The sequence below is a fragment of the Polyangium jinanense genome, assembly GCF_028435265.1.
In the GTDB taxonomy this organism is placed as follows: domain Bacteria; phylum Myxococcota_A; class Polyangia; order Polyangiales; family Polyangiaceae; genus Polyangium; species Polyangium jinanense.
Genome location: NZ_JAGTJK010000012.1, coordinates 172,676 through 197,548, shown reverse-complemented (window position 1 = coordinate 197,548; position 24,873 = coordinate 172,676). Strand labels below are relative to the sequence as shown.

The 24,873-nt window shown below is 68.1% G+C and carries 21 protein-coding genes; 9 read left to right on the top strand and 12 right to left on the bottom strand.

Annotated elements, in window-relative coordinates; all coding sequences use genetic code 11:
- Nucleotides 1-68 precede the first annotated feature (68 nt).
- Nucleotides 69-1,250 (top strand): hypothetical protein, encoded by a 1,182-nt coding sequence (locus KEG38_RS23280; protein ID WP_272421960.1) that lies wholly within the window; start codon nt 69-71, stop codon nt 1,248-1,250.
- A gap of 499 nt (nt 1,251-1,749) precedes the next feature.
- Here KEG38_RS23280 and KEG38_RS23275 read toward each other — a convergent pair whose 3' ends face one another.
- The gene (locus KEG38_RS23275; RefSeq protein WP_272421959.1) at nt 1,750-2,184 is read right to left on the bottom strand and encodes a hypothetical protein; all 435 of its coding nucleotides are present in this window, start codon (nt 2,182-2,184) and stop codon (nt 1,750-1,752) included.
- A 356-nt stretch (nt 2,185-2,540) separates the two neighbouring features.
- Here KEG38_RS23275 and KEG38_RS23270 point away from each other — a divergent pair, with 356 nt between their 5' ends.
- Complete coding sequence (locus KEG38_RS23270; protein ID WP_272421958.1) at nt 2,541-3,830, top strand: matrixin family metalloprotease; 1,290 nt, start codon at nt 2,541-2,543, stop codon at nt 3,828-3,830.
- 104 nt (nt 3,831-3,934) lie between these two features.
- Nucleotides 3,935-6,205, top strand: coding sequence for a DUF2169 family type VI secretion system accessory protein (locus KEG38_RS23265; RefSeq protein ID WP_272421957.1), 2,271 nt, complete (start codon nt 3,935-3,937; stop codon nt 6,203-6,205).
- 2 nt (nt 6,206-6,207) lie between these two features.
- On the opposite strand, the gene KEG38_RS23260 is transcribed toward KEG38_RS23265, so the two are convergent.
- The 5 genes from KEG38_RS23260 to KEG38_RS23240 are packed head-to-tail and all read right to left on the bottom strand — an operon-like array spanning nt 6,208 to nt 11,173.
- On the bottom strand, nt 6,208-7,353 hold the full coding sequence (locus KEG38_RS23260) for a PAAR domain-containing protein (protein WP_272421956.1): 1,146 nt from the start codon (nt 7,351-7,353) through the stop codon (nt 6,208-6,210).
- A 13-nt stretch (nt 7,354-7,366) separates the two neighbouring features.
- Entirely contained in the window at nt 7,367-7,798 is a 432-nt protein-coding gene (locus KEG38_RS23255; RefSeq protein ID WP_272421955.1) for a DcrB-related protein, read from the bottom strand.
- A 15-nt stretch (nt 7,799-7,813) separates the two neighbouring features.
- Nucleotides 7,814-8,242, bottom strand: a complete 429-nt coding sequence (locus KEG38_RS23250) for a DcrB-related protein (protein WP_272421954.1) — start codon at nt 8,240-8,242, stop codon at nt 7,814-7,816.
- Nucleotides 8,243-8,246: 4 nt separating this feature from the next.
- Nucleotides 8,247-9,203 carry an OLD family protein gene (locus KEG38_RS23245; RefSeq protein WP_272421952.1) on the bottom strand — a complete coding sequence of 319 codons (957 nt, stop codon included), beginning with the start codon at nt 9,201-9,203 and terminating at the stop codon, nt 8,247-8,249.
- Nucleotides 9,200-11,173 carry a type VI secretion system Vgr family protein gene (locus KEG38_RS23240; protein ID WP_272421951.1) on the bottom strand — a complete coding sequence of 658 codons (1,974 nt, stop codon included), beginning with the start codon at nt 11,171-11,173 and terminating at the stop codon, nt 9,200-9,202. The genes KEG38_RS23245 and KEG38_RS23240 overlap by 4 nt, the downstream gene beginning before the upstream one ends.
- 120 nt (nt 11,174-11,293) lie before the next feature.
- Here KEG38_RS23240 and KEG38_RS23235 point away from each other — a divergent pair, with 120 nt between their 5' ends.
- Both KEG38_RS23235 and KEG38_RS23230 read left to right on the top strand, forming a co-directional pair.
- Entirely contained in the window at nt 11,294-12,646 is a 1,353-nt protein-coding gene (locus KEG38_RS23235) for an NAD-dependent malic enzyme (protein WP_272421949.1), read from the top strand.
- A gap of 112 nt (nt 12,647-12,758) precedes the next feature.
- The gene (locus tag KEG38_RS23230) at nt 12,759-14,060 is read left to right on the top strand and encodes a hypothetical protein (RefSeq protein ID WP_272421948.1); all 1,302 of its coding nucleotides are present in this window, start codon (nt 12,759-12,761) and stop codon (nt 14,058-14,060) included.
- On the opposite strand, the gene KEG38_RS23225 is transcribed toward KEG38_RS23230, so the two are convergent.
- On the bottom strand, nt 14,050-14,532 hold the full coding sequence (locus KEG38_RS23225) for a hypothetical protein (RefSeq protein WP_272421947.1): 483 nt from the start codon (nt 14,530-14,532) through the stop codon (nt 14,050-14,052). The two genes, KEG38_RS23230 and KEG38_RS23225, sit on opposite strands and share 11 nt — an antisense overlap.
- 56 nt (nt 14,533-14,588) lie before the next feature.
- Here KEG38_RS23225 and KEG38_RS23220 point away from each other — a divergent pair, with 56 nt between their 5' ends.
- Together KEG38_RS23220 and KEG38_RS23215 are read left to right on the top strand one after the other, a co-directional pair.
- Complete coding sequence (locus tag KEG38_RS23220) at nt 14,589-15,362, top strand: alpha/beta hydrolase (RefSeq protein ID WP_272421946.1); 774 nt, start codon at nt 14,589-14,591, stop codon at nt 15,360-15,362.
- A 136-nt stretch (nt 15,363-15,498) separates the two neighbouring features.
- On the top strand, nt 15,499-16,800 hold the full coding sequence (locus KEG38_RS23215) for a hypothetical protein (RefSeq protein ID WP_272421945.1): 1,302 nt from the start codon (nt 15,499-15,501) through the stop codon (nt 16,798-16,800).
- A 25-nt stretch (nt 16,801-16,825) separates the two neighbouring features.
- On the opposite strand, the gene KEG38_RS23210 is transcribed toward KEG38_RS23215, so the two are convergent.
- From KEG38_RS23210 to KEG38_RS23195, 4 genes are read right to left on the bottom strand one after another with little or no spacing between them, the layout of a single operon-like run.
- Nucleotides 16,826-17,323: a hypothetical protein gene (locus KEG38_RS23210; RefSeq protein ID WP_272421944.1), complete on the bottom strand. Its 498-nt coding sequence runs from the start codon at nt 17,321-17,323 to the stop codon at nt 16,826-16,828.
- Nucleotides 17,324-17,333: 10 nt separating this feature from the next.
- Entirely contained in the window at nt 17,334-18,956 is a 1,623-nt protein-coding gene (locus KEG38_RS23205) for a hypothetical protein (protein WP_272421943.1), read from the bottom strand.
- Complete coding sequence (locus KEG38_RS23200; protein WP_272421942.1) at nt 18,956-19,603, bottom strand: hypothetical protein; 648 nt, start codon at nt 19,601-19,603, stop codon at nt 18,956-18,958. Before KEG38_RS23200 ends, KEG38_RS23205 begins: the two co-directional genes overlap by 1 nt.
- Entirely contained in the window at nt 19,600-20,415 is an 816-nt protein-coding gene (locus KEG38_RS23195) for a metal-dependent hydrolase (protein WP_272421941.1), read from the bottom strand. Before KEG38_RS23195 ends, KEG38_RS23200 begins: the two co-directional genes overlap by 4 nt.
- Before the next feature lie 163 nt (nt 20,416-20,578).
- On the opposite strand from KEG38_RS23195, the gene KEG38_RS23190 reads away from it, so the two are divergent.
- On the top strand, nt 20,579-22,084 hold the full coding sequence (locus tag KEG38_RS23190) for a M20/M25/M40 family metallo-hydrolase (RefSeq protein ID WP_272421940.1): 1,506 nt from the start codon (nt 20,579-20,581) through the stop codon (nt 22,082-22,084).
- A 45-nt stretch (nt 22,085-22,129) separates the two neighbouring features.
- A complete protein-coding gene (locus KEG38_RS23185) occupies nt 22,130-22,744 on the top strand; it encodes a hypothetical protein (protein ID WP_272421939.1) in 615 nt (204 codons plus the stop codon).
- On the opposite strand, the gene KEG38_RS23180 is transcribed toward KEG38_RS23185, so the two are convergent.
- Nucleotides 22,738-24,747, bottom strand: coding sequence for a DUF8769 domain-containing protein (locus KEG38_RS23180; RefSeq protein ID WP_272421938.1), 2,010 nt, complete (start codon nt 24,745-24,747; stop codon nt 22,738-22,740). The genes KEG38_RS23185 and KEG38_RS23180 overlap by 7 nt on opposite strands.
- Nucleotides 24,748-24,873: the final 126 nt, after the last annotated feature.

Genomic DNA, 24,873 nt, shown 5'->3' with positions numbered 1-24,873 from the left:
GCCGCACGACGCCCCAGGGTCGGCCCTAGGTGCCGACGGCGGGGCAAACCTCGGAGCTCATCGACAACATGCAATCTCGCAATCGCGTTCTTCTCGCCAGTCTTCTCCTCACATCCCTCGTGGCCTTTGGCTGCACGGAGACCAACAACGGCGGCAGCGGCGGCGCTGGCGGCTCCGGCGGCGCTGGCGGCGTCGGCGGCGTCGGCGGCTCCGGTGGTTCCGGTGGCGCGGGCGGCTCCGGTGGTTCCGGTGGCGCGGGCGGCTCCGGTGGTTCCGGTGGTACGGGCGGCGGTGGCCCGGCCTGCGCCAATTTCAACGGCACCTACGTCGTGACGGAGCCGGCCCCGTGCCCCATGGGGGGGCTGCTCAAGAGCGCATGCGTCGCGCAAAACGACTGCACACTCACCGTCTCCACCAACATGGGCGTGATGACCGGCACCGTGGACGGGGATGTCGCGACCTTCTCGGGCGAGCTCTCCCACCTCTCCACGAAGTCTCCCTACGAATGCACCGCCAAGCTCGAGAACGGCAATCTGGCGCTGAATTGCACCGTCACCACGACGGGCACGACCTGCGCCATGGCGCTCCCCGAGCAGGCCCTCCCGGCCAGCGCCACGAGCGCCTGCTGCGACCTCGTGGGACAGAACTGCGGCGCCGGCAGCGAATGCACGCTGGTCGACCCCGCGGGGGAAAAGAAGACCTACTTCTCGGTGTGCGAGGCCGTGGGCGGCGCCGTCGCGGAGGGCGCTGCGTGTACGCGGACCGCCTTCGGCGAAGACAACTGCGCCCCGGGCCTGCTCTGCACCGACGACGCCAAGGCGCCGAACAACTTCGCCTGCCGGGAGTACTGCGCCAAGGCGAGTGATTGCGACGCGGGCGAGCTGTGCCTCGCCTACTGGACCGGTTCGCCCCTGGCCGGTGTCTGCATCCCGACCTGTACACCCTTCAGCAATGGTTGCGAGGCGGGCTCGACGTGTCGCGACCGCAACTCCCTCACGAACGACGGAATCGTGGACATCTCCGGCGCCGGCGGCTTCGCGTGCGGCCACGCCGGCCCCGTGCCCGTCGGCGAGATCTGCCTGTGGGACGCCGATTGCGGCGTGAATGCCCGGTGCGGCGTCGAGTTTTCCGCGGGTGACAACAACAAACGCTGCCTCGCGTATTGCGACGACGCACACCCCTGCTCCGGTGGGAAGTCCTGCTTCTCGTACAACATCCCCGACTACATGGACTTCGGCGAGTGCCAGTAACAAAGGCCGGGAGGCTTTTGCTCCGGCAAAAGCCTCCTGGTGTCGGGGGTGGGGGAATTCAGCCGTTGGGCGCGGCGACCTCGGGCTCGGCCGCGTCCTCGGCGCCTCGGTCTCGTTGGCGACACCGCGTGAGCTGGCCCTATCGACGCCCAGACGCGCGATTTTGCGGCGATCGACGCACCTGGAGGGGAACGGAGGAAAGGTCCGGCGGGGATCCGAAAAGCGCCTCGAGAGCTCGCCTCTCACCCGCTCGATCGTGACGGCGACGGCACCGTCGACGGATCCGGCGCAGCGGGCAACGTAGGATCGTGCTCGCCTTCTCGTGCCCGCTCGGGACCGCCGCCGGGACGGGGTGGGACAGGCTCGGTATTGCTCGGGCGCAGCGGGATCGAAGCGTCGCTCGCGGGAAGATTGCTCTTCCCGGGCATGGACGGCAGCTCCCCTCCGGGGGGCGGCTCCTTCGTCCCTGGCTCACCCGCGCTTGTCTTGTTCCAGGCCATCAGCGCGTTCCACCTCCCTGCGTGCCGCCGCCCTGCTGCCCAGGCCGCTGCTGCTGGCCGCCTTGCTGCTGGCCGCCTTGCTGCTGGCCACCTTGCCACTGCCCACCTTGCTGCTGGCCGCCTTGCTGCTGCTGACCGCCCTGCTGCCCGGCCCCTTGCTGCCCGGTTCCTTGGCCTTGATCGGGCCTCACCTGGTCCTCGGGGCCTCGCGGGTATTCGGAGCCTTGTTGTTGTCCGGCGCCTTGTTGTTGTTGCCCGGCGCCTTGTTGTTGTTGCCCGGCGCCTTGTTGCCCCGCGCCTTGTTGCTGCTCGGTGCCCTGTTGCCCGGCCCCTTGTGGGCTGCGGTCGGTCCCGAGCGCCTTCCCTCCACCTTGCTCCGTCTCACATGCCGCGAGAAGCAGCGCAGCCGCCGCTCCCATCATCAGCTTCCTCATGATTGCCCCCAATGGCTGCGCGCGAGCGCTTGGCTCGCGATTCCGCGTCCCGCGCAGCAATCCTCGAGCCACGAGGTGCCGTGTGCACGGATCTCCCCTCGGACCGAGCGCTCCTCCGGCAAGCGTATCCGCCCCGGCGCCATGCCCGTCCGCCGGGCGCGCGTTGGCGGTTCCCACCTCCATGCCTGGAGGCTGGCACCTCCAACCCTCGACACGCCCCGCCCTCGCGCCCCCCGTCCCGTCCCCGAAAACACCATTCCTTTCGACAGGATCGCCCCAAGGGCCCCGCGCCCCGCCGAGGTGGCATGTCCGTTGCGATAGGGGCTTTCATCCCTCGCATACGGAGAATCAATCCCATGGCCTCGACGAACCTTTTCGACTCCCGCTTCGCACTGTTTCTCGCGCCTCTCGCCCTGGCCGCCTCGACGACCCTCGTGGGATGCGCGGGCGACGACGTCTCGACGCTCGGCGACGAGGCTTCCGTGGATGCCGAGAGCGCCGCGGGCCTCGGGCTCGGCGCGCGGGGCGCGGAGGTGCGCGGCGTGTACGAGTATCTGCGTCGCTATGGGTATTACCAGAACGAGGAGCTCGCCGAGCATTACGCCGACTGGACGCCCGCCGTCTCACGCGAGCCGGCCGATCCGGAGCTCTTCGACGAGGCCCTCGAAGAGGGCGTGCGCCTCTACCAGGCCCAGCACGGCCTGCCCGTGACCGGCGTCGTCGACGCCGCGACGCAGCGAATCATGCAGATGCCGCGCTGCAGCCACCCCGATTATTACGATCCGCCGAGCGTCGTGCCGACCCTCGACATCGACCCCTACACGCACTTCGGCGGGACCTGGTCGTCCACGGCGCTGACCTATCGGTTCGCGAATTACACCTCGGACTTCGCCCAGGCCTCCGTTCGCTCCGCGATCGAGAACGCGCTCTTCTCGTGGCGATCCTCCTCGTCCTTGAGCTTCTCCGAGGTGAGCTCGGGCGAGAACATCTCGTTCGGGTTCTACACGGGCAGCCATGGCTGCAGCAGTGCATTCGACGGCTCGTCCGGCGTCCTCGCCCACGCCTATTCGCCGGGCGGCGGCCTCGGAGGCGACGTGCATTTCGACGACGCGGAGGGCTGGTCCTCGGCCTACCTCGAGACCGTCGCCCTGCACGAGGTCGGTCACGCCCTCGGCCTCGGCCATTCGACCGACTCGGCCGCGACCATGTATGCGTATTACACCGGCAACGACACCTCGCTCGCGGACGACGATCGCGCGGGCATCTGGTCGCGTTACGCCGCGTATGCGTCGCCGTCGGGCTGCGGCTGGCTTTCTTCCGGCCAGGGGCTCGGGGCGGAGCAATCGGTCTGGTCGTGTGACGGCCGCTTCCAGCTCAAGTTCCAGGGCGACGGCAACCTCGTGCTTTACCAGGGCGGCTCGCCGCTCTGGGCCTCCGGCACGAACGGCAAGGGCGGCGACCGCGCCATCATGCAGGAGGACGGCAACCTCGTGATCTACAAGTCCACGGGCCAGCCCGTCTGGGCCTCGGGCACGGCCGGCTCGTCGAATTACTACGCCAATCTCGCCGTACAGAACGACGGCAACGTCGTGATCTACCGGTCCGGCGGCGGCGTGGCCTGGGCCAGCAATACCTGCTGCCATTGAGACCACCAAGAGGCGCCCGCACCAAGAGCCCGCGCTCGCCTTCCCCGACCGAGCGCGGGTGTTGACAGGGGCCCCCCACCCCGCCTAGATCTTTTGGGGGACCAATGAAAATCGTCTCGAACATCCCGTTCCCCTGTGCGCCTTTGGTCTGGCCGAACCGCTCGCAGGGGTGGGTGTTCACGCTCGTCTGCAAGGCGACGTTTTCCCTCGCGCCGGGCACGTCCCAGCTCGCCGAGGCGCAAGAAGACATCACCTCCGCCGACGAGCACTGGGACGACGACACGAACCGAAGCCTGCGCGCGCCCGGCGACCTCGTGCCCTTCAAGCCTCGCGCGGACGTGCTCCTCGTGGGCTCCGCGCACGCGCCGCAGCAGGTCCCCGCGCGCTCGGTCGTCGCGCGGCTCATCGTCGGCGAGGTCGACAAGTCGATCGAGGTCACCCTGGATCGCTGGTTCCAGCCCGACGGATCCCTCGCCGAGGGGCAACGCTTCGCGCGCATGCCGCTCGTCTACGAGCGGTCCGGCGGTGGTCCGGACACGGCGAATCCGGTCGGCGTGCGCGCGGGATGGGCCGACGGAATGGGGCGCGTGCGCGTGCCGAACCTCACGTGGCCGGGCGTCACGGTCCGCGCCCCCGCCGATTACGTCGAGCCCGTCGGGTTCGGCCCGCTCGCGCCCGCGTGGCCCTCCCGGCGCGAGCGGCTCGGCGCGCTCGCCCGGAGCAGCTTGCCCGAGCGCTGGTACGAATCACACGTCCCCGACGGCTTCGATTTCCGCTATTTCAATGCGGCGCCGCCGGATCAGCAGACCGATTTCCTGCCCCCGAACGCGCGGATCATCCTCGAAAACTTACACCCGAGCGTGCCGCGGCTCGTCACGAACCTGCCGGGCCTCCAGCCGGTGTTCCTGATCGAGGGCCGCGGCGCGGCCGCGCAGCCGATGCGCGCCGATACCTTGTGGATCGATACCGATCGGCTGCTCTGCACGCTGACGTTCCGCGCGCAGATCCCCATGCGCCAGCGCGACGAACCGGGCGAGGTGCGAATCTGGCTCGACAACGCGCCGCCCTCGAAGTCCGCGGCCGCGCCCGAGGCGCCGCCGCGCCCGCAAAAATCGATTCCCCCGAACGACGACGCGGAGGCGAAATCCGCGAAACCCGTGCCGCCGCGGGCCCAGACGATCGCCGATCCGAGCCTCGCGCAGGCCGCCGCCGCGGGGCGTGTCTTGCCGTTCCAGTCGACGCCCAGCCCCGCGCCCGAGGCGCCTGCGGCCCGGCCCCCCGCGTCCGGCGGGCGCCTTCCCTTCCTGAGTGCGCCGGCCTCGTCGCTGAGCGCGCCGGCCCCCGCGCCCCCGGCTGCGCCGCCGATGTATACGCCCCCGCCCGCGCCCGTCGCGCCGCCCGCGCCCGTGCCCATCGCGGCGCCCGTGCCGCCCGCGCCCGTCGCGCCGCCCGTGCACGATGCCCAGGCGACGCTCGGCGGCCTCGCGGCGGCCTCCGATGCGGCGGCCGTCGCCGCGCCGCGCCCCGAACCGGCCGCGCCCGCGATATCGACGAGCGCACCTGCGCGGCGCCGCGCGCCGACCTCGGAATACGTCGATCTGATCTGGTTCGACGAGCGCGCCCCCCAACGCGTGCGTCAGCAATCGGCGTGGGCCTCGTACGTGCGGGATCCGCAGCGCCCGACGGAGTGGCTCACGGGCGAGGAACCGGAGGAACCGACGCAGGCCATGACCGATCGGCGCGACATTCGGCGCGCGCTCGGCCGCGTGCCTCCGCTCGACGCGGTCGGCATTGCCCGCGTGATGGAGGAGGCCATCGACGAGGATGGGATCTTCGAACAGCCGCTCGTCCTCGTGAATGGCGAGCTCGTGATGACCTGCGACCCGCTGGAGACGCTGAAAACGACGATCGCCGTGGCCTCGCAGCTCGCGGGGGTGGACAAGCGGCTGAAGGAGGCGCTCGACGCGGCGGAGGAGCTTTGCCGGGGGCCGCGGAGCGCGGCGGTGCCTCTGCTCGAGGGCGCGCTGTCACGCGTGCGGCAGGCGTTTGCCCAGGCCAATCGGTCGCTCGCGTCGGATTACCTCGAAACGACGGCGCAGCGCATTCTGATCGAGGAGCGGCATTACCTCAGGCGCAAGCTCTTCGGCGGGGAGCACATCGGGGGAATACTCTCTCTGGGCAGCGGATCGCCTTTGCCGACGTACATGCCGGAGGCGCTCGCCGAGAAGCTGCCGCTCTTCCCGAAGTTCCGCGTCCGCGCCATTGCCGAGCCGCACCCGCAGCAGGATCCGGCGGACAATGAGCCGATCACGCTGCGGGTGCTTGCACTGGGTCGCGTGGTGCAATCGCAGCCCGCGGGGCGCGGCGGGCGGTAGGGTCAGCCGCCGCCGGAGCCGCCGGAGCCGCCGGAGCCGCCGGAGGGAGGAGGCAAAGCGAGCCGAGGCGGCGGCGCAGGCAAAGCGAGCTGTTGCGCAGGGGGCGGACGTCCGCCACCGCTGCCGCCGCTGGAGCCACCGCTGCCGCCGCTGGAACCACCGCTGCCGCCGCTGGAACCACCGCTGCCGCCCCCGGAGCCACCGCTGCCGCCCCCGGAGGAGCCACCGCTGCCGCCCCCGGAGCCACCGTTGCCGCCGTTCCCGCCGCTTCCGCCGTTGCCGCCGTTGCCGCCGTTGCCGCCAGAGCCGCCATTGCCGCCGTTCCCGCTGTCACCGCCGCCGCTACTGCCGGTTGCGTCGCCGCCTCCGCCGCCCCTCCCGTAGTTCCGCGAGCTGTACCCCTTCCTCGCCAGTCCGACCGCGCTCACCCCCGTCATGGTATGGCGGTATGCCGGATGATCGGTGAAGTCCGAGATCGCCTGCGAGACGCCGTAAAACCCGGTCTGCTCGGCGAGGATCTGCGCGTATCCGAGGTACTGGTCGAATTTACCCGCCCACTCCGTCACGTTATCCACGATCCGCCAGAGCCTCGCCAACTTCCCCGGCGTACTGGCGGGGTTCGGCGCGAACATCGCGACGATGCCGAGGCCCTCGCGGCTCAACCAGAACCACTCCGGAAGCTCGCCCGAGAAACGCTTCGCCATCACCTGCCGCGAGTCGCCGCCATACCAGACCGTCTCGCAGCCCGTCTTCAGCTCACCGTCGCACCACGTCTTCTCCTTGACCCGCGCCGCTTCCCGCAGGTTGATGAAAACGGTCGCCGCCCCCGACACGATCGGCGCATCGTCACACCGCACCTTGTCCCGGACTCTTGCGGCGTTGCGTCTAGGATCTCCGACGAACGTGTTCGGTGACCCCTCGCAGACGTCCCCCGCCTCGTATTTCAGGTTCTTCAACAGCTTCTCGCCCAGCCCCGAGGCATCGACGGCAATGGACAGAATGAGCAGCGCCCCCAGAATGCCGCCGCCCGTGCCGACGATCAGGAGTCCGAGGATGGCCCCCGCCGCGAAACCCAGAAGCGCCCCCAGAAAGGCCGCCGAATGCTCGACCTTGTCCTCGAGACGTACGGCTTCGTGGAGCTCGCCCATCGCCCTACCCTCCTCAGGCCCCCGAGGGCCGCGCGCGTAACGTGAACGTGGACGCCGCCCGCTCGAACATCGCGTCGACCTCGGCCTCCTGCGTCGCCGTTCCCTTGACGCCCAGCACGAAGAACCGCCCCCCGATCACAAACGAGAGCGCCCGCTGATACACCTTGCGCGACGACTCCTCGTACGTGACCCTCGTGTCGATCCCGGGCAAACCCCCGCAGACGCGATCCACGCGCCCGAGGAGCTCGAAGAACGGCAGCTTCCGCCGCTGCTCCACGATCACCTCCTCCAGGCTCGCCGCGAGGTCCCGGTTCCCGCGCTCGGCCCGCGACAAACCCACCCGGATCAAACCCTCCGGGCGCGGATACTCGAGCATGTTGATGCTCGCGTCGGTCCAGTTCGCCGGCAGCTCGAAGCCCGCTTCCTGCGTCTGATAAAAGCCCAAAGCTCCTCCTCCGCCTCAACGCTTCTTCAGGCGCAAGCTCGAGATGAATCGCTCGACGAGCGCATCGCATTGCGCGCTCTGCGACCGCATCGACGTCGCGATGACCGTGAGCAACGTGCCGTAATGGCCCACGAAAAAACATCGCTGATAGACCGGCACGGTGCCCTGCACCGCGTGGATCCGCGCCTCCCGGCCGGGCAGCGCGCCGAGGGCACGATCCCGCTGCCCGAGGACCTTCATCCCCGGCACCTTCGCCGCGAGCTCCTTCACGAGCCGCGAGGCCTGCTGCGACACCGTCTCCTCCGTGCGCGGCTCCCGCGTCACGAGCAGGCTCTGCCGCGTCGCCTGCATGAGCCCCGCAGGCGGCGTGAACAGGTTCATGCTGCGATCGACGTACCCGTCGGGCACCTCGAACGAAAACTCGTCGACCTCGTAGACCGCCATCACCTCACCCGAGCCGGATCACTTGATCCGCCTGCACGCTCGACACGAGCGCCGCCGATTGCGTCGCCACGATGAGCTGGTTGTCCGCGCCGAGCGTCGCGAGCGCCTTCACGAACTCGCGCGCTTCCACGTCGCCGAGGTGCTTCTCCGGCGTGTCGACGAGCACGATCGATTGACCGATGCCCGCCCGCACGAATGTCGTCGCGAAGAGCAGCGCGTCGAGCTCGCTGTCCGAGAGCTGCGCGATGCTGTACGCCCTGCGCCGTCCGTCGAGGAACACCGGCAGCATCGCGTCCCCCGCCTTGTAGAGCCCTCCGAGTTCCTTCGTCGGGCAAAGCGCCTCGAACGCCTTTTTGATGCGTCCCTTTGGCTTTGGTTTGCCCTCGGCGTCCACGTCGAGCCCGAGCCCCGCCTCCACGATGAACCGCACGAGCCCCGCGTACTTCGTGTCGTCGCGGCCGAGCCTCACCATACGATCGAGGCTGTCTCCGGCCGATTTCGACAGATCGATCGTCGACCCGAGGGGCAGCCTCCGCGAGGCGTGGAAATACTCGACCTTCCCGAACGCCGGCTCCGGGATGTACTCCGAGAGCAACGCCGCGAGCGCCGGATCCGGCTCCGGCGGATCGACCACGAGGTCGCCGAAGATCGACTCGCTCACGAATGCGCGTTTGCCCGTGCCGTACCGATCTCGCTCCCCATTCGAGAGCTCCCATTCGACGCGCACCTTCGCCGTGCTCACGCCGGGGCGCAGGAAACTCGACGGCGGCGCGGCGGGGCCATACGGGCCAACCTGCTCCTTCGCCGCGACGATCGCTTCGAGGAAGCTCGTCTTGCCGCTCGCGCGCGGGCCGGTCACGACCACGAGCTCGTGGGCGCTGTCCGTGCGCGGATCGGTCAGGGAAAACTCCTGGTCCGGCAAACCCCGGAATCCGTCGACGCGTACTTTGCGAACCCTCATGGCGCTCCGATGTATCCGGTGATGGTCGTGGCGTCCCCGATCGCGTCGGGCTGCGGCGGATTGGGAACGGACGTATCGCCCGGGTTGATGTGCACGAGCGGGGCCTCGATCGTGATCTTGCCCGGCGTGATCAGGATGAACGAGTTCGGCGCCGTGGAGAGCACGATCTTCTCCGGGCTGAAGAGCGTGAGCGCCTTGTTCGACATGTGCGTCGCCGTGCCGTTCACCGCCTGCGTGAGGATGTTTTCCCCGACCTGGTGCTGCTGATCGAGCTTGACCCGCACCGTGCGTTTTTTCGCGACCTTCACCGACTGCTCGCCGACCACGGACTCCGTGTCGTTGTTGCCGACGTTGTGCGTGCGGTCGTTCTGGATGTTGAACCGCATATCGTGCTTCACGAGGCCCGTGAAGTCGCGCTCGGCCTGGAGCCGCATGAGCTCGCGGCCCGCGGCGTCCTCGAACATGAGCTCGTTGTACCCGCCCGTCGCCGGCGACGACGCCGATCGGAGCCCGCTCTGCGTCTTGTTCGCCGGCAGCGGATACGGCACCTTTTGCAGATTCGTGAACACGCGCCCCACGATGATGGGCCGGTCCGGATCACCGCCGAGGAAATCGACGATCACCTCCTGGCCGATGCGCGGAAGCTGCACGCCGCCGTAGCCCGCGCCGCCCCACGATTGGCTCACGTGGATCCAGCATGAGCTATCCTGGTTCATCTGGCTCTCGCGGTCCCAGTGGAAATGGACCCGCACGCGGCCGAACTCGTCGGTATGAATCTCCTCGCCCGCGGGCCCGACGACCGTCGCGCTCTCCACGCCGCTCACCTTTGGCTTCGGCGTGACGAGCGGCGGGCGGTAGTGGATCTCGGCGCTGCGCGTCTCGAGCTTGTGGACCCACTCGCCGAACGACGTGCCCTCGTAGGTCGAATGCACCACGAGCAGCCGATTCGACAACTCGCGCCGCGGATGATCGACGACACGCATCACGGTCCCGGGCCGGAGCTCGACGAGGTTCGTGCGGAACGTGGCCTTGCGGGCCTCGACGCGCTTCGCCTCCAGGCGGATCCGCGCGATGCGCTTGGCCTCCGACTCGTCGTGACGCGCCGCGCCTTTGTCGTCGGCGCTCGGCGTCGGCTCGCGCCCGTCGGTGCGGAAGAGGAACGCGCCCGGCACGTAATGAAACCGCTCCATCTGCTGCTCGAAGGCCTCGCCCTCGGCGTGCGTGCCCATGAGCTTGTAGTTCGCCGGCCGCCGGTAATCGTGGTCGAAGATCGTGTACTTGCCCGGCCGCGTGCGTTGCCCGACACGCACCTCGGTCACGAACTCGAGATCCTTGTCCACCATCGGTTTGTCCACGAACCGGACGGCGGGCTCACGCGGCGGATTGTCCTGCGGTGCGTCATGAAGGACGAGCACCGTGTCCTCGCCCTGCTGGTCGAAGTAAAATGTGATCCCCGCATCCTCGAGCAGCCGGCAGACGAAAGCGTAATCGCTCTCGCCGTACTGCACCCGATATTTGCGTTTCTTGTAGGCGGCCGCGTCGACCTTCTGCACGGGCTCGATGCCCCACTCGCGGAGGACCTGCAGCACGACGTCGAGGTCCGAAAGCTGCTGGAACATGCGGTGGTTGCGCCGCTGCGTGAGGAACCAGAGCTTCGGCACGATCACGAGCTCGTACGTGGAGAGCCCGGCCTCCTCCGACTCGATCTGCTGGATGTGATGGCAGATCCCGCCCCAGGTGCGGTACGCGGAGGCGAGGAGCCGGTCGCGGGAGAGCGTGAACGTCGCCTCCCGCCCGAGCACGGCCTCGAAGTCGATCTCGGGGTTCGGCGAGAGCGCCACGAGGCGGACCTCGAAGAGATCCGACACGCGCTCCGTGACCTGGAACTTGCGCACATCGAGCGTGTCCCCCGACGCGACCTCCACGTGCAAGTTGGGCCGCAAGGCCTCCGTGGGCGAGAACATCACCATGCTCGTCTCTCCTCGGGCAACGCTACGCGCGGATGATAAGGGAAGATCCGACGAGACGGAATCTCCTCCTTCCCCAACTTGCTCCCACTCGGCCTTCTTCGTGGTATGGTCCGCGCCCCCATGAGGAAGACGAGCCTCGACACCGTACTTCGCGTCAAATGCAAACACCGCGTGGGCCAGCTTGCCCGTCTTGCCACGGTCGTGGCCGAGCAGGGCGGTTTGCTTGGTGACATCACCACCTTGCGCATCGTGGAGAGCGATACCCTGCGCGAGATCACCGTCGAGACCCAGGACGAGGAGCAGCGCGACCGCGTCATCGAGGCCGTGCGCGCCATCGACGGCGTCGAGCTGATCGACACGATCGACCGCGTCTTCGACCTGCACAAGGGCGGCAAGCTCCACATGACGAGCCGGATCGAGCTCCGTCATCAGCGCGATTTGCGTTACATCTACACGCCGGGCGTGGCCCGCGTTGCGCGTGCGATCGAACGGGAGCCCGAGCGCGCGCGGCACCTCACGGGGATCGGGAACTCGGTCGGCATCTTCACGAACGGCACGCGTGTCCTCGGCCTCGGCAATGTCGGGCCGCTCGCCTCGCTGCCGGTCATGGAAGGAAAGGCCGTCCTTTACGACAAGTTCGTCGGGATCAGCGCCTCGCCGATCCTCGTCGACACGCTCGATCCGCGGGAGTTCGTGGACACGGTCCTGCGCCTCTCGCTCACGTTCGGCGGCATTCACCTCGAGGACATCCGCATCCCGGATTGTTACAAGATCGAGGAAGAGCTCATCGAGCGCCTCGACAAACCCGTCATGCACGACGACCAGCACGGCACGGCCACGGTCGCGCTCGCCGCGGTGCTCAATGCGTGTAAAATGACGGGCGTCTCGCTGGAAAAGGCGCGCGTCGGGCAGATCGGGCTCGGCGCGGCCGGAAGCGCGATCGCCCGGCTCATGATGGCGCACGGGGCGCGCGACGTGCTCGTGACGGATCGGTCGGAGGAGGCGATGGCGTGGCTCAAGAGCCTCGGCGCGCACCCGGTCGATCTGCCGACGCTCATGCGCGAGGCCGATATCGTGATCGCGGCGACCGGGAGGCCGGGGCTCATCGATCCGAAATGGATCCGGCCGGGGCAGGTCATCTTCCCGCTGTCGAACCCGGACCCCGAGATCGAGCCGGTCGATGCGCTCGCGGCGGGCGCTGCATACTGCAGCGACGGGCGCAGCATCAACAATGCGCTCGCATTCCCGGGCCTGTTCCGCGGCGCGCTCGCCGTGGAGAGCCGCGCCATCACGCCGGAGATGCGTATCGCGGCGGCGCGCGCGATCGCGTCGTGTGCGGAGAAGGGCGAGGTCGTTCCCTCGCCGCTCTTGCCGCATGTGCACGAGGCCGTGTGTGAGGCTGTCGTCGAGGCAGCACGCGCGCAGGGGCTCGAAGGGACGGCGCGTCTCACGCCCCGCAAGCCTTCGTCGTAACGGCTCCCTCCCCTCCCTCCCAATCTGCGAAATCCGTGCTCGGCGCGCGCCTGCGCGTGCCATCGCACGTCTCTTGCCTCCTTTCGCCCTCGAGACACGCGGAGGGCAGACGATGCGCGCGCGACCCTGGGGAATCCTCTACCTGGCGGCGAGCCCTCTGGTGGTCCCGCCCTGCCCCACCGACCTTCCCGGCTTTCGCGACTGGCACGTGCGAACGACGCACGCCTTCTTTGCCAGTGATCTCGAAGGCGAGATCCTCGACGACATCGGCGCGACGCTCAGGCGCTGCAAACGGCAGCTCGAGGCCCTTCCCACCGCCCGAACATGCATGAGCAACTTTTCGAGCTTCTTCGAAGCGGTGACGCAGGACAAACAGATGAACGGCCATAAGATGGGCGCATCGATTCCGGACGAACAATACTTCTCCGAAATGCCGTACCCCGAGATGCTGGAGCTACCGGCGGAGCTGAAGGACCAGCCATTTCTACGGTGGCTCGACAAGAACGACGACGCATCCCTCACGAGCGCGCTCCAGTACATCGATGGGATCAACAAGACGATCTCCGACCCACGACTCGAATGGATCGCTTTCATCTACACGTCACAACATCTGCCCACCCCCGACGGCACGCGTTCGCTCGGCCGGTTTTTCGTCTACGTTCCGCGCAAAGACTTCGACCAGTACATCCAGTTCGGGCTCCAGCAGGATCCCGCCGGCGAGCTGCCCAAGGGCGTCTCGGTCGTGGCCGTCCAGAAAACGGAGGCGGGAACGGGCATGACGCTGAAAACGCCGCGCGCGAGATTGAAGGATTTCTGGCGAAAGCGAGACGGCGGCAGGATCGAGATCGGCACACGACTCGACGAAACCGGCATCGCCGAGAACTGCTACGCTTGTCACAAGCAGGCCACCCTTCCCATCACGCCCGATCCCCTCCAATTCGACGAAACTCGCTTCGGCGAGAAGCTCAGGGCGGTGAACGCGCGGATGGCGAGTCATGGCGCCATCGACCTCGACGGATTCACGCGCTCGGACTACGGGCCGCCGATGGGTCCCCGGACCTCGCCGCTGCGAACACCGGAATTCCTCGCCGCCTGCTCCGCCGGACTCGTCGAACCGGAGCGGCTCGCACGGCTCGGAGAGGCCATGCAATGCGCCCATTGCCACGATGGCCTTCTACGCGGGGAGCTGAATTATCCGAGCGGGATCCGTTTGCAGCCCCAGGGCGGGACGCTGGTGAGCTTTTATGTCGTGAACCACCAGAAGATGCCGCTCGGCGTGACCGACCTCTCCGTGTCCGAGCGAAAAGCCCTGGTGAAATGCCTGAATGACGAGTACTATCGGGGTTTCGGCGAACAGCCCGGGCTCCTCGAAGCGTGGATGCTAGAGGAGGAGTGCTGGCGGGCTAGCCAGTGATCGCCACGACGGTCACCACCATCCCCTGCACCTTGTAAAGCAAGCGCCGCATGCCCATGCGGTTTTGCAGGTGTCCATCCTTTCGACCGTGAAGCGCCATCACCCCGCGCGGCACCGGATCGAAGGCGAGCGCGTCGATCTCCAGCGACACTTCCTCCCGCTCGGCTGCCTCGAGTGCTTCGAGGTCTCGCGCTGCGCGCGCGAAGAGCTCGATGTCGCGAACGTCCCTCCCCCGCCCGCGCCGGCTCGCGCGCGCTGCGTTGCCTCGCCAGGACGTCGGCTCCTCGTTGCCTTGCTCGGCCCAGGCCGCGGAGATCGCCTCGTCGTCGATGCGCAGCTCGAGCTCCGCGGTGATCTTGGCCATGAGATCCGCGGGGAGCGGCGTGTCCCCTTTCGAGAGCCGCCTCGCGAGCGCCGCGAGCACCTCTGCCTGTGCGGCCCGTACGTCCTTGTCTCCGCGCTTTTCTTTCATCGGGCCTACGATACACGAACGTGCCCGCGGCGCGCATCCCGTGGTAGGGTCGGGCCGTGCGCCTTTCGCCCCTCGTGTTCGTCCTCGCCCTCTTCGCGGGCAGCCCGCGTCCGGCGTCGGCCGAGGCGCCCTCGGAGACCGTCACCGACAAGCGCCGCTGGTGCGCGGCCGAGCTTCCCGCGCTACCGAACGAGGTCTGCTACTTCGTCCCGGAAAAACCCGCGCCCGGGCCGCGCACGCTCATCATTCACCTGCACGGCGTCGTCCAGCCCGACACGAACGATCAATGGAACTCGCAGCGCAACGCCGCGCGGGTGGGCGCGACGTACGGCCATACCGTGATCATGCCGCGCGGGCGCCGCGGGATCGGCCCGAAGACGATGGAGTCGTGGTGGGCCTGGCCGACGAGCATGGACGCGCGCCGGATCCACGAGGACGCGCTCGTCGCGGAATGGACGGCTGCGCGGCAAGCGCTGGAGCAAGCCGCGGGCAAACCTTTCGAGCGCGTTTACGTCTTCGGATTCTCGAACGGCGCGTATTACGCGACCTCGCTCGCGATGCGCGGCCGGCTCGACGTCGCGGGGTATGCGCTCTTCGCGGGCGGCTCGGGCGCGCCGTATCACGAGACGGAGGCGAAGGGGACGAAGAAACGGGCGCCGATCGTGGTCGCGTGGGGCGCGGGGGATCCTTCGCACGACAAGCAGCAGGCGCTCGCGAAGATGCTGAAGCGGATGCGCTGGCCGCACCTCGAGATCGGGCGTCCCCGCGCGGGCCACGCGATGACGGACGAGCAGGTCGAAAAGGCGCTCGCTTTCCTCGGCAGCCGCTGACGTTTCATCGGTGCGTGATTTTTTTCCGAAATGGTGCTCGAGGACCATGTCTCGACGGGCACACCCGAGGCTTCGTCGCAGGTCCACTTCATGCGCCGAGGTGCAACCGCGCCGGGGGATGTGCTAGTCTCGGCGCGTGGCGAAGGAACGGGGGCGCGAACTTGGGGCGATCGCGGTCGCGATCGTCGCGCACGTGCTTTTCCTCGCCGTCGCCCCGCGTGGCCCGGCGCCGGGGGCCGAGGTGCTCGCGCCCCGCGTCGAGCCGTCGGCAGATACGACGGTCGATATCGAGGAGGAAGGCCCGCCCGGCACGGTGACGCGCGCGCCGGCTCCCGCGCTCGAGCAGGCGCCCACGCCCGAACCGGCCCGCGCGGCCGTGCGTGCACCTGCGCCCGTGCCTGCGCCGGCGCCCGAATCCGCGCCCGCTCCCGCCCCTGAATCCGCTCCCGCTCCCGAATCCGCTCCCGCTCCCGAATCCGCCTCCGCGCCCGCGCCCGAATCCGCTCCCGCGCCCACGCCCGCCGCGCCGAGCCCTCCCGTCGACGAATACGGCGGCGCGCCCGCGCCCGCGCCCGTCGTCGGCGCCCTTCCCGGTCTGGGCTCGCCGGTCTGGGCCGTCCCGGGCGTTGTCCCCGGCGCGCCGGCGGCGCGGCCCGCGCCCACCACCATCGAGGCGCCGCGCCCCGTCGATTCCGACATCGCGAGCCGCGTCATCGCCGGCACCCTCCACAACAAGGACAAATCCACCGGCATCGACGTCCCCGCGGCCGGCGTGGTCGCCTCCACCATTGCTAACGCCGTCCGCGGCTCGGCGGTCAAGGACGCCCGCGCCACGTTCGAGGTCAAACTCGACGCGCAAGGCAAGGTCGAGGGCGTTCGCCTCGTCAGCACCACGGACGCCAATGCGAACCACTGGACCGGCGTCGTGGAGGCCGTGAAGAGCGGCCTTGCCGCGCGGTCCTTGCAAATGGGCCCGGACAAACAGGGCGTCACGGTCGTCGTCAAGATCGAATCGAAGGTCCAGTATCCGGCCGGCAGCAAGGTGAAGGGCGAGATCAAGCCGCTCTGCGCGAACGAGGTCATCGAGCAGCTCGCGCAGGCGATCCAGGACGGGATGTCGCAGGGCGGCGGCGGTGGCTACACGCGCGGCGTGCGCGACGATCAGGGCCGGTTCATCCCGTACAGCGACCTCGACGAGGAACGCAAGCGCCTCTTTTGCATTCCGATCGGCATCGCCGGCGGGGGCGACCTTTCGAATTTCGGCGCCCACATGTACAACGTCGTGAGCTCGTCGTTCACGATCAAGCGCGCCGGAGAGCAAGCCTTGCCCGCGGATACGCCGCTGCCCGTGGATCGGAGCGCCCCGTGGGTCCCCGCCGCGCCGGGCAAGACGCGACCGCCGCCTCCGCCGAAGAAAAAGAAGAAAAAGAAGCGGTGAGCTTCGGGCTCGGTGCGCGACGCGCTTATTTGCCGGCCCTCGGATCCACGGGGATCACCTCGACCTCGACGGGGCCGGGTTTTTGCCCTTTGACGTAGACCCGCGGCAGATCCTTGACCGAATACCAGAAGTTCCCGTCCGGCGCGGCGATGAAGCCGCTGATCGTGTAATTGTCGAACGGGTCGAACTTGGATTGATCGGCCTGAATCTCGAACGCGTAGGGCGCCGGCCCCGAGAGCTTCTTTTTGATCTTCCCGAGCTCCACGCGCTCCGTCTTGCGGATGTTGCCGCCGGAGAGCGTCAGGATGAGCTCGAAATCGGGGGATTCGATCGGCTTTGCATTCTCGGCCAGACGAACGAGGCCGGTGATGGTGCCGCCCGTCCACTCGGATTGCTCCACCGGCGCGTCGTCGACCGGCGGCGTGGAGGGCAACGTTGATTCGGGCGTCGCGGGCTCGGGCTCGGCCGAGCCTCCGCATCCAAGAAAGGTGACGGCGGCCAGGATGATCACGAAGGGCTTCACCCGGCATCCCTTATCGCGACGGCGCGGGCCGTTCAACCGATGGGACGCGTTTCTGCCTTTCAATATCTTTCACCGTCTCGAGCGCCTGAATCTGCGCATCGAGCGTCTGCCGCTGCCTGCGCAGCCGCTCGATTTGGGCGAGCGTATCGACCGTGGCGAGGTCCGGCTCCTTCGCGGCGGTGTCGACCATGCTCGCGACCCCGAGCGCGCTGCTCGCGCTGGCGAGCCCGTCCGCGACCGCGCCGGTCGCGCTCGGGAAGGTCGAGGCGCTGCTCTGCTCCAGCCGGACGAGGCGGCCTTTCGTGTCGAACCCGAGCGCGAGCCTACGCTTGGCAAAGGCAGCCGGATCAAAAGAGACCGTCGCCGGAGACTCGCGTGGATCCATCACATCGATGATCCGCGCGTCCACGATACGAATCCCCTCGTACGATTCGCCGATCCGCCCTTCGTCCGGATCCGCGATCTTCCCTTGCGAAAGCAGCCGCAGCGTGGCCGCGCGTGACGGACGATAAAACACGCGCCCTTCCGCGACTTCCTCCTCGACCGGCGCCGCGCTCGTCGGTTTTTTCGGCGGCGCGCCCCGGTCCGGAGTCAAGGCGATCGCGATACGGGTCGCGTTCCACAGCTCCAGCATGGCCGGGTGCTTCGCGAGCTTCGCCGGCACGTCGGCCGATTTCGTCCCCTCGGGGAGCGTGGCTTCTTCGGGGATCTCCGCGACGTCGAAAACCCGCACGACGTCCCGCGTGATCGACTCCGGCGCGAACCGTTGCTCCTCCGCGAACGCCTGGAGCCGGGCCTCGAACGCGGAGGTCACCTCCTTGCGTTCTTCGAGGGCCGCGCGGAGCGAGGCGTCGAGCAAGGCGCGCTTCGATTCGAGCGCGGCGAGCTCCTTCGCGTCCGCGGCGCCGATCTTGTCCTCGACCTCCTTCTTCGTTTTCCGGCGCTCGCTCGTGATGGCGTCGAGCTCGTGTCCGCGCAAGAAGAGCTTTCGGCCCTCCGCATTCGCGGCGAGGAAATACAAGGTCTGCATGGGCAAACCTTCGAGGTCCTCGCACGGGAACTTTGCAGCGGAGGGATCGGCGCGGAGCTTTCCACAAACGAACGTCCGCGCGGCCTCGGTCCCGCGATCCGCGAGCCCGACCAAAAAGCCCGCAATGGTGGCCGCCGCTTCCAGCGTATCGGCGACGACCTGCCCCTCGCGCCCCGCGCTCTCCATGTTGATCGACTTGAGCAAGCCATTGCCATACGTCTCGACGGCCAGCGAATCGTCGGACGTGCGGCCCGGTTCGAGGTGGAGCGCATAAAACTCCCGCGTGTCCGGCACGTGCAGGACCGTGACCGTCGCCGCGCTCTGCTCCACGTCGAACGGCAGGCTCTTCACCTTGAATTCGTACAGCCCCGCGTCGTTTTTCTCGTACGAAACGCTCCTCCGCGACGTCAGCGTGGTCCGGACGCTGACCTCGATCAGCGTCTTCGGCAGGTGATACCGGATCCCCTCGGGCGCGGCTTCCCCGTACGCGTGCGGGCCGCTCCCGATCATACGCGTGCCCCCGCAGCCGAAGGCGGGCAGGGCTGCGAGCGCCGCTGCGAGGACGAAAAACCGTGCCGCGCGTGTCGCCTCATCGATTCGCATCAGAGAATCACCATCGTCCCGAGCGTCTGCCGCATGTCTCGCAGGTCCTGCGCATACCCCGGCGGCGCCGTCACCAGCCATTGCTCGACGCGTCCGAGCCAGCGCGTACGAATCTCGCCTACGACCTTCGGATCGGGCGTCTCGACGACCGCGCGCACGGTCTCGGCGTCGAACTCGCGCCACCGCTGCCGCCCCTCCGGCGAATGCCAGCGCGGTTTGCCCTCGAACCCGACGACGAGACGCGCCCCGAGCCCCGCGAGCCGCGAAAAAAGCGGTCCCGCGCCCGTATCGCAGCACATGAAATGCAAGGCGCGGTTCTCCGCCCAGAGCCTGAGCTCGTCCGCGGGGAAATCGTCGGCGAGGAGGAGGCCTTTGGGCGAATTCGTGTCGAGGACCCGGCTCGGCTCGCCGTGCGAGGTCACGAGGATCGCCGCATAAGGTCGCCCCTCTTCCGCGGCGGCGCGAAGCGCGGCGAGGACGGTGCTGCGCTCGGTGAGCGTGCGCCCGAAGCGCACGACGCGGCCGCCGAGGCCCGCATACAGCGAATCCCGCATCCGCTGAATCTCGACCGTATCCTCGTCGTACGCGCTGTCGATCGAGAGGACGCGGCGTTCGATCCGCGGGCCGGATTCTACGGGCACCGTCATGCCATGCCCTTCGCTTCGAGCCATTGCCGCGCGAGGCCGTCGATCTCGGCTTCGAGCGGATGGAAATCGCGACGGAGATAGGACTTGATGCCCCGCAAAAACACGCGCTGGCCGATCGGATGCTCGCGGAGCTTGCGCAACTCGGCCCGAAGATCGACGTTGCCGCGGCGGCGGTCCTGTTCGAGGAGCACGAGCGTCCCGGCGATCCAGAAGGCCGCCAGCGTGGAAGCGGCGAGGGCCATCCCGGCGACGCGCAGGGCATAACTCGGCGCCACCGTGCCGAGCACGTCGAACGCGACGGCGCGGTGCTCGATCTCCTCAGCCGCGTGCCAGAAGAGCAGGTCGCGCAGCGCCGGGTGGGCCCGCTCGAGGAAGCGCTCGCGGAGCGCGTTCTCGGCCATGATGGCCGTGAAATGTTCGGCCGCCGCGGTGACGGCGAGGCGGAACGCGGGCGGGAACGCAGGCTCGAGGATGCCGTACGCGATCTTCTCGTAGACACGGAGGAACGGCTTGATCTCGTAGCCCTGCTCTTCGAGACGCTCGAAGAAGCGCTCGTGCGTGCGGGCGTGGCGGCCCTCCTGGGCGAAGAAGCCTTTCACCTGGGCGCGGAGCGCGGGGTCTTCGAGTTTGTCGAGGTAATGGTGGACGCTGCGCACGAAAAAACGCTCGCCCGCCGGGAACAGCAGATTGACGCCGTTCGCGATGTGGGTCGCGAGCGCGTTGCCCCCGAACCAGTGGCGCGGGACGGTCTCGTCGAAGTCGAGACCGGGATCACGAGGCTTGATGGCGGGGCGTTCGTGGGAGGTCTGCATGGCCGAGTCCTGGGACGATTCGAGGGTACCCTCACGTCCTTGCCGGGTCAACGCGATGCTCCCGAGAATCGCGGCAAGCCGGATGCTCCGCGGGGCAGGCTTTCGCCTCGCGTGATCCGGCCATTTTCATCGCGGCCAACTTGCGCCAAACTCGCGCCCCGCGATGTACGCCCGAAGCGCACTCCTCCTCGCCACGCTCTCGCTCGCGGCCTGCTCGGCCGCGGAAACCCCGGCCCCCGAGCGCATCCCCGCGCCCGCCGCCGCGACCGCGACCGCCTCCGCTGCCGCCGCCGCGCCCGCGACCGCCTCCGCTGCCGCTCCCGCGCCTGCCCCCGTCCCACGCGATCCGAACGTGGACAAACTCCAGCTCGCCGCGCAGGTCGACTCGCATGCGTACGACATGGTTCGTTCGCTCGTCGACGAGGTCGGGCCGCGGCTCGCGGGGTCGCTCGGGGACAAGGCCGCCGTCGCCTGGGCCCTCCGGACCATGAAGGAAAAAGGGCTCGAAAACGTGCGCGCCGAAAAGGTCATGGTCCCGCATTGGGAGCGTGGTGCCGAGAGCGGGCGGATCGTCGCGCCGTACGCCCACACCCTCGCGATCGCCGCGCTCGGCGGGAGCATCGGGACGCCCGCGAAGGGCCTCGAAGGCGAGATCGTCATGGTCGAGTCGCTCGACGCCATGGCCGCCATGGACGAGGCCAAGGTCAAGGGCAAGATCGTCTTCTACTCGGCCCCCACGACCCGCACGAAAGACGGCTCGGGCTACGGCAAGGTCGCCGGGATCCGGTACCGCGGCGCGATCGCCGCCGCGAGGAAAGGCGCGATCGGCGTGCTCCTCCGCTCGATCGGCACAGACCACGACCGGCTTCCCCACACGGGCGGCATGGTCTACGACAAGGACGTCCCCAAGATCCCGGCCGCCGCGGTCTCCGTGCCCGACGCGGAGCTCATCGCGCGGCTGGTCGGTCAGGGCAAACCCGTGCGCGTGAGCTTCTCGCTCGGCGCGAAGCTCTTGCCCGACGCCGAGAGCGCGAACGTGATCGGCGAGGTGAAGGGGCGCGAGAAGCCCGACGAGATCGTCCTGCTCGGCGCGCACCTCGACGCATGGGACCTCGGGCAAGGCGCGATCGACGACGGCGCCGGATGCGCGGCCGTCGTCGAGGCCGCGCGGCTCGTGCTCGGCCTCGGCGCGCGGCCGCGGCGCACGATCCGCGTGGTGCTCTTCGCCAACGAGGAGAACGGCCTGCGCGGCGCGGTCGCGTACGCCAAGGACCACGCGGCCGAGCTCGACAAACACCAGCTCGCCCTCGAGATCGATCTCGGCGCGGGCCGCGTGCACATGACGCGGTTCCTCGTCGCGGAAGGCGCACGGCCCGTGACCGAGCGGATCGCGAGCCTCCTCTCGCCGCTCGGGATCCAGTACGACAAGGGCCCGGCGCACGGCGGCGCCGACCTCATCCCACTGCACGCCGCGGCCGTGCCGATCGTGGATCTGCACCAGGACGCGACGAAGTACTTCGACGTGCACCACACGGCGAACGACACGCTCGACAAGGTCACGAAGGAGGATCTCGATCAAGTCGTCGGGGCCGTGGCCACGGTTGCATGGGCGGCTGCCGACGCGGAGGAGACGTTCGCCCGCGTGCCGGAAGAGCTGCGAAAGCGCTGAACTACGCGCTTTTCGAGGGCGACCGCGCCGGCCTATAGTCGCCCGATGCGAATCGGTATCGGCTGGAAAATGCTCGTCCTCGGGACGTTCTTGGGGCTCGTCGCGTGCAGCATGGAGGAGCCCCCTCCCAACAACACGACGAGCGGCACGGGCGGCAGCGGCGGCGGCGAGCCGAAGCTGCCCCCGGCGCGGTGCGGCGAGATGTGCGATCACGTCTCGCAGATCAACTGCTTCGTGTGGGCGGACTGCGCGGAGGATTGCGCGGCCTACCTCGACGCGGGCGAGGCGTGCGAAAGCGCGTTCGAAACCCTGCTCGGCTGCTGGGCGGATCAGAAAGCGGATTTCACGTGTATGCCGTCGCAGGTCGTGCCGCCGGCCGGCTGCAAGGCCCAAGAGGACGCGTTCCGGGCCTGCGCGCAGGGACAAACGCGGAGCGATACGGCCGCGTGCACGGGGCAAAGCGGCACGGACGCCCCCGACGCATGTACGAGCGCGACAACCTGCGCCGGGGTCGGCGAGTTACGCGCGTCGTGCGCGCGGCTCGCCGACGGGACGTGGCAGTGCGCCTGCCGCTCGAATACCTCCCTGCTCGGGACGTGCACGGAGCCTTCGGGCCAATGTGACAATCAAGAGGGTTGCTGCGCGGCATTCTTTTACTGACGGTCGTCGCGGTGGAGGGACACCTTGACCACCGGCTCTCCGGTAGCCTCCACCGTCACCTGGCCCTGATCCCAGACCACGGTACCTGTGCCCATCTCCGTGACCTCGACCTGCCCCTGGGGCGTCGTCAGGGTGAGGGGGGCCGGGGTGAGGCCCAGATAGCCGGCAACCCAGCGGCCGCTTTCCGGGCTCGCCCATAACCAGGCTGCTTCAGGGCCACAAACCAGGCTGGCTTCACCGAGCTCCACCCGCCCGGTATTCGTCTGCCTGGCCGAAGGCGCTTCCAGCATGGGCCAGCCGATTTCACCGGCTTCTGTCCAGCGGCGTTTGAGTTTCCAGGCCATCAGCTCGACCTCCAGGCCCAACGCTTGGCCGTCACGCTGGTAGGCAACCCGATAGACGCGTTCGCCTGCCGCTGCGTAGGTAAAGGGAGGCCCGAGCGTCTCCTCCACGGTTCCACGCAACACCTGCCGTCCAAAGGCGCGGCCATCCGGATAGGCATGGCGCTCGGCGACTTCCAGGTAAAAACAACAAATGGGTCGGCCCTCGTAAAAGAAGCCGGGCCAGTGCATCTCCCAGAATTGCTTGAATGGCCCCCGGTAGTTGTACGACTCGAGCACCAAGTCCCCGTCCCGTTCCACGAGTTCGAGGGGAGTTTCCCGGCCCAGAGGGGTCTGGGTCAAAGGACGCACCGCCATATATACATCGCCACTCCCAACGACGATCACCTGCCCTGGCGACACGAGCACGGGGAGGCTTTCGACCCGCTGCTCGCCGACCCACAGCTCGTCGACCTGCGCCCGGTCCAACCAGATCAGGCAGGCTTTGGCGCTCTTGCCTTCGGTCATATTGGCCGGCGTGTAAAGACCGATGGCCTGATTTTCGCGCTGGACACCCCAAAAGAGACCTTCATCCAGCAGGTTGCGACGCTTGGTCCGGTCGGTCGCATGGTAGAAGTCGCCGAACCACTTATCATCCAGGATATAACGGGTATAGAGAACCCCGGGCCGGGTTGCGCCCGGCCGCTGATAATGGAGCAAACAGACATTGGATTGAACCTGGTAGAGCTGGCTGGCCACGCCCAGGGCAAACGTCGGGGTCTGATAGGTGGTGAAGCTGAATCCACGATCGCGCTCCGCGGTTTCGCTCACCTGAAAGACCGCGGGCAAACCTTCCAGGACCGCCTGGATCCAGGGAGGAACAATGCCCTCGGCGATCCAACTCTGGACCAGCTCGATCTCCGGCGGCGTTTCACAGACCACCGTGGAATGGTAGGCCCGGCTATGGGGACCGGCCCAACGGCCGGTGCCGGCGTGAAGGTGCAGGGCCACGCTCAGCGCCAGCCGGGCAGCCATGGCCCTGGCCCGCACGCGAGTGTCCCGGTGCTGAACCAGGTCTGCCAACTGTTTGAGCGCCCGCAGGGTGATGGAGGTATAGGTCGGGCTGTTGTACTCAAAAGGATGGCCTGAACGGTTGGTAAAGGCGATCCAGTAAACCAGCTTGTCATAACCCCGTTCGGCGATCGCCGTCTCGCCCAGCAACTCGCCGCCCAGGCAGGTATTGAGAATGTCCAGAACGGCAATGTTCGTATAAGCCACCAGCACATCCAGCCGCCGGATCTCTTCCAGACCCAGCCGAACGCTCTCCAGCACCCGGTCATGCATCACAGACGAGAGCCGGTCGCCATGTTGGAGCATCATGGGAATGAGAGCCTCCAGCACGAACTCGACCGCATTCAGGTCCTCGACGACCTCATCCTCCCGCATCCAGTAGAAGTTTCCGTAGTGGGGGTCGCGCTCATCCCGTTCCTGACAGCGCAGCACAGCCACCAGGATACGTTCCGAAAGCTCGATATCCTGGACCGCACCATGGGCAAGCAGTTGGGCCGCCAGCCGGGCCGCCAGCCGAGTTTCGTGGAAGGTCCCCACCTCGGTGCTCGTGCTGCGCATGAGGGTTTCGGGATTAAAATCCGGGGGCAATGCCATCGGTTCAACGGCTGCCATCGTAGCTCCTTTGATCGCGCCAGGTTTCTGGAAGCACGACAATGCAGAAAGAACGGGTTCGTCCCGCCGCTTGTCGAACCTTGTGGCCGCTCGCTCCATGGTTTTTGTGCAGCCTGGTCGACGGGC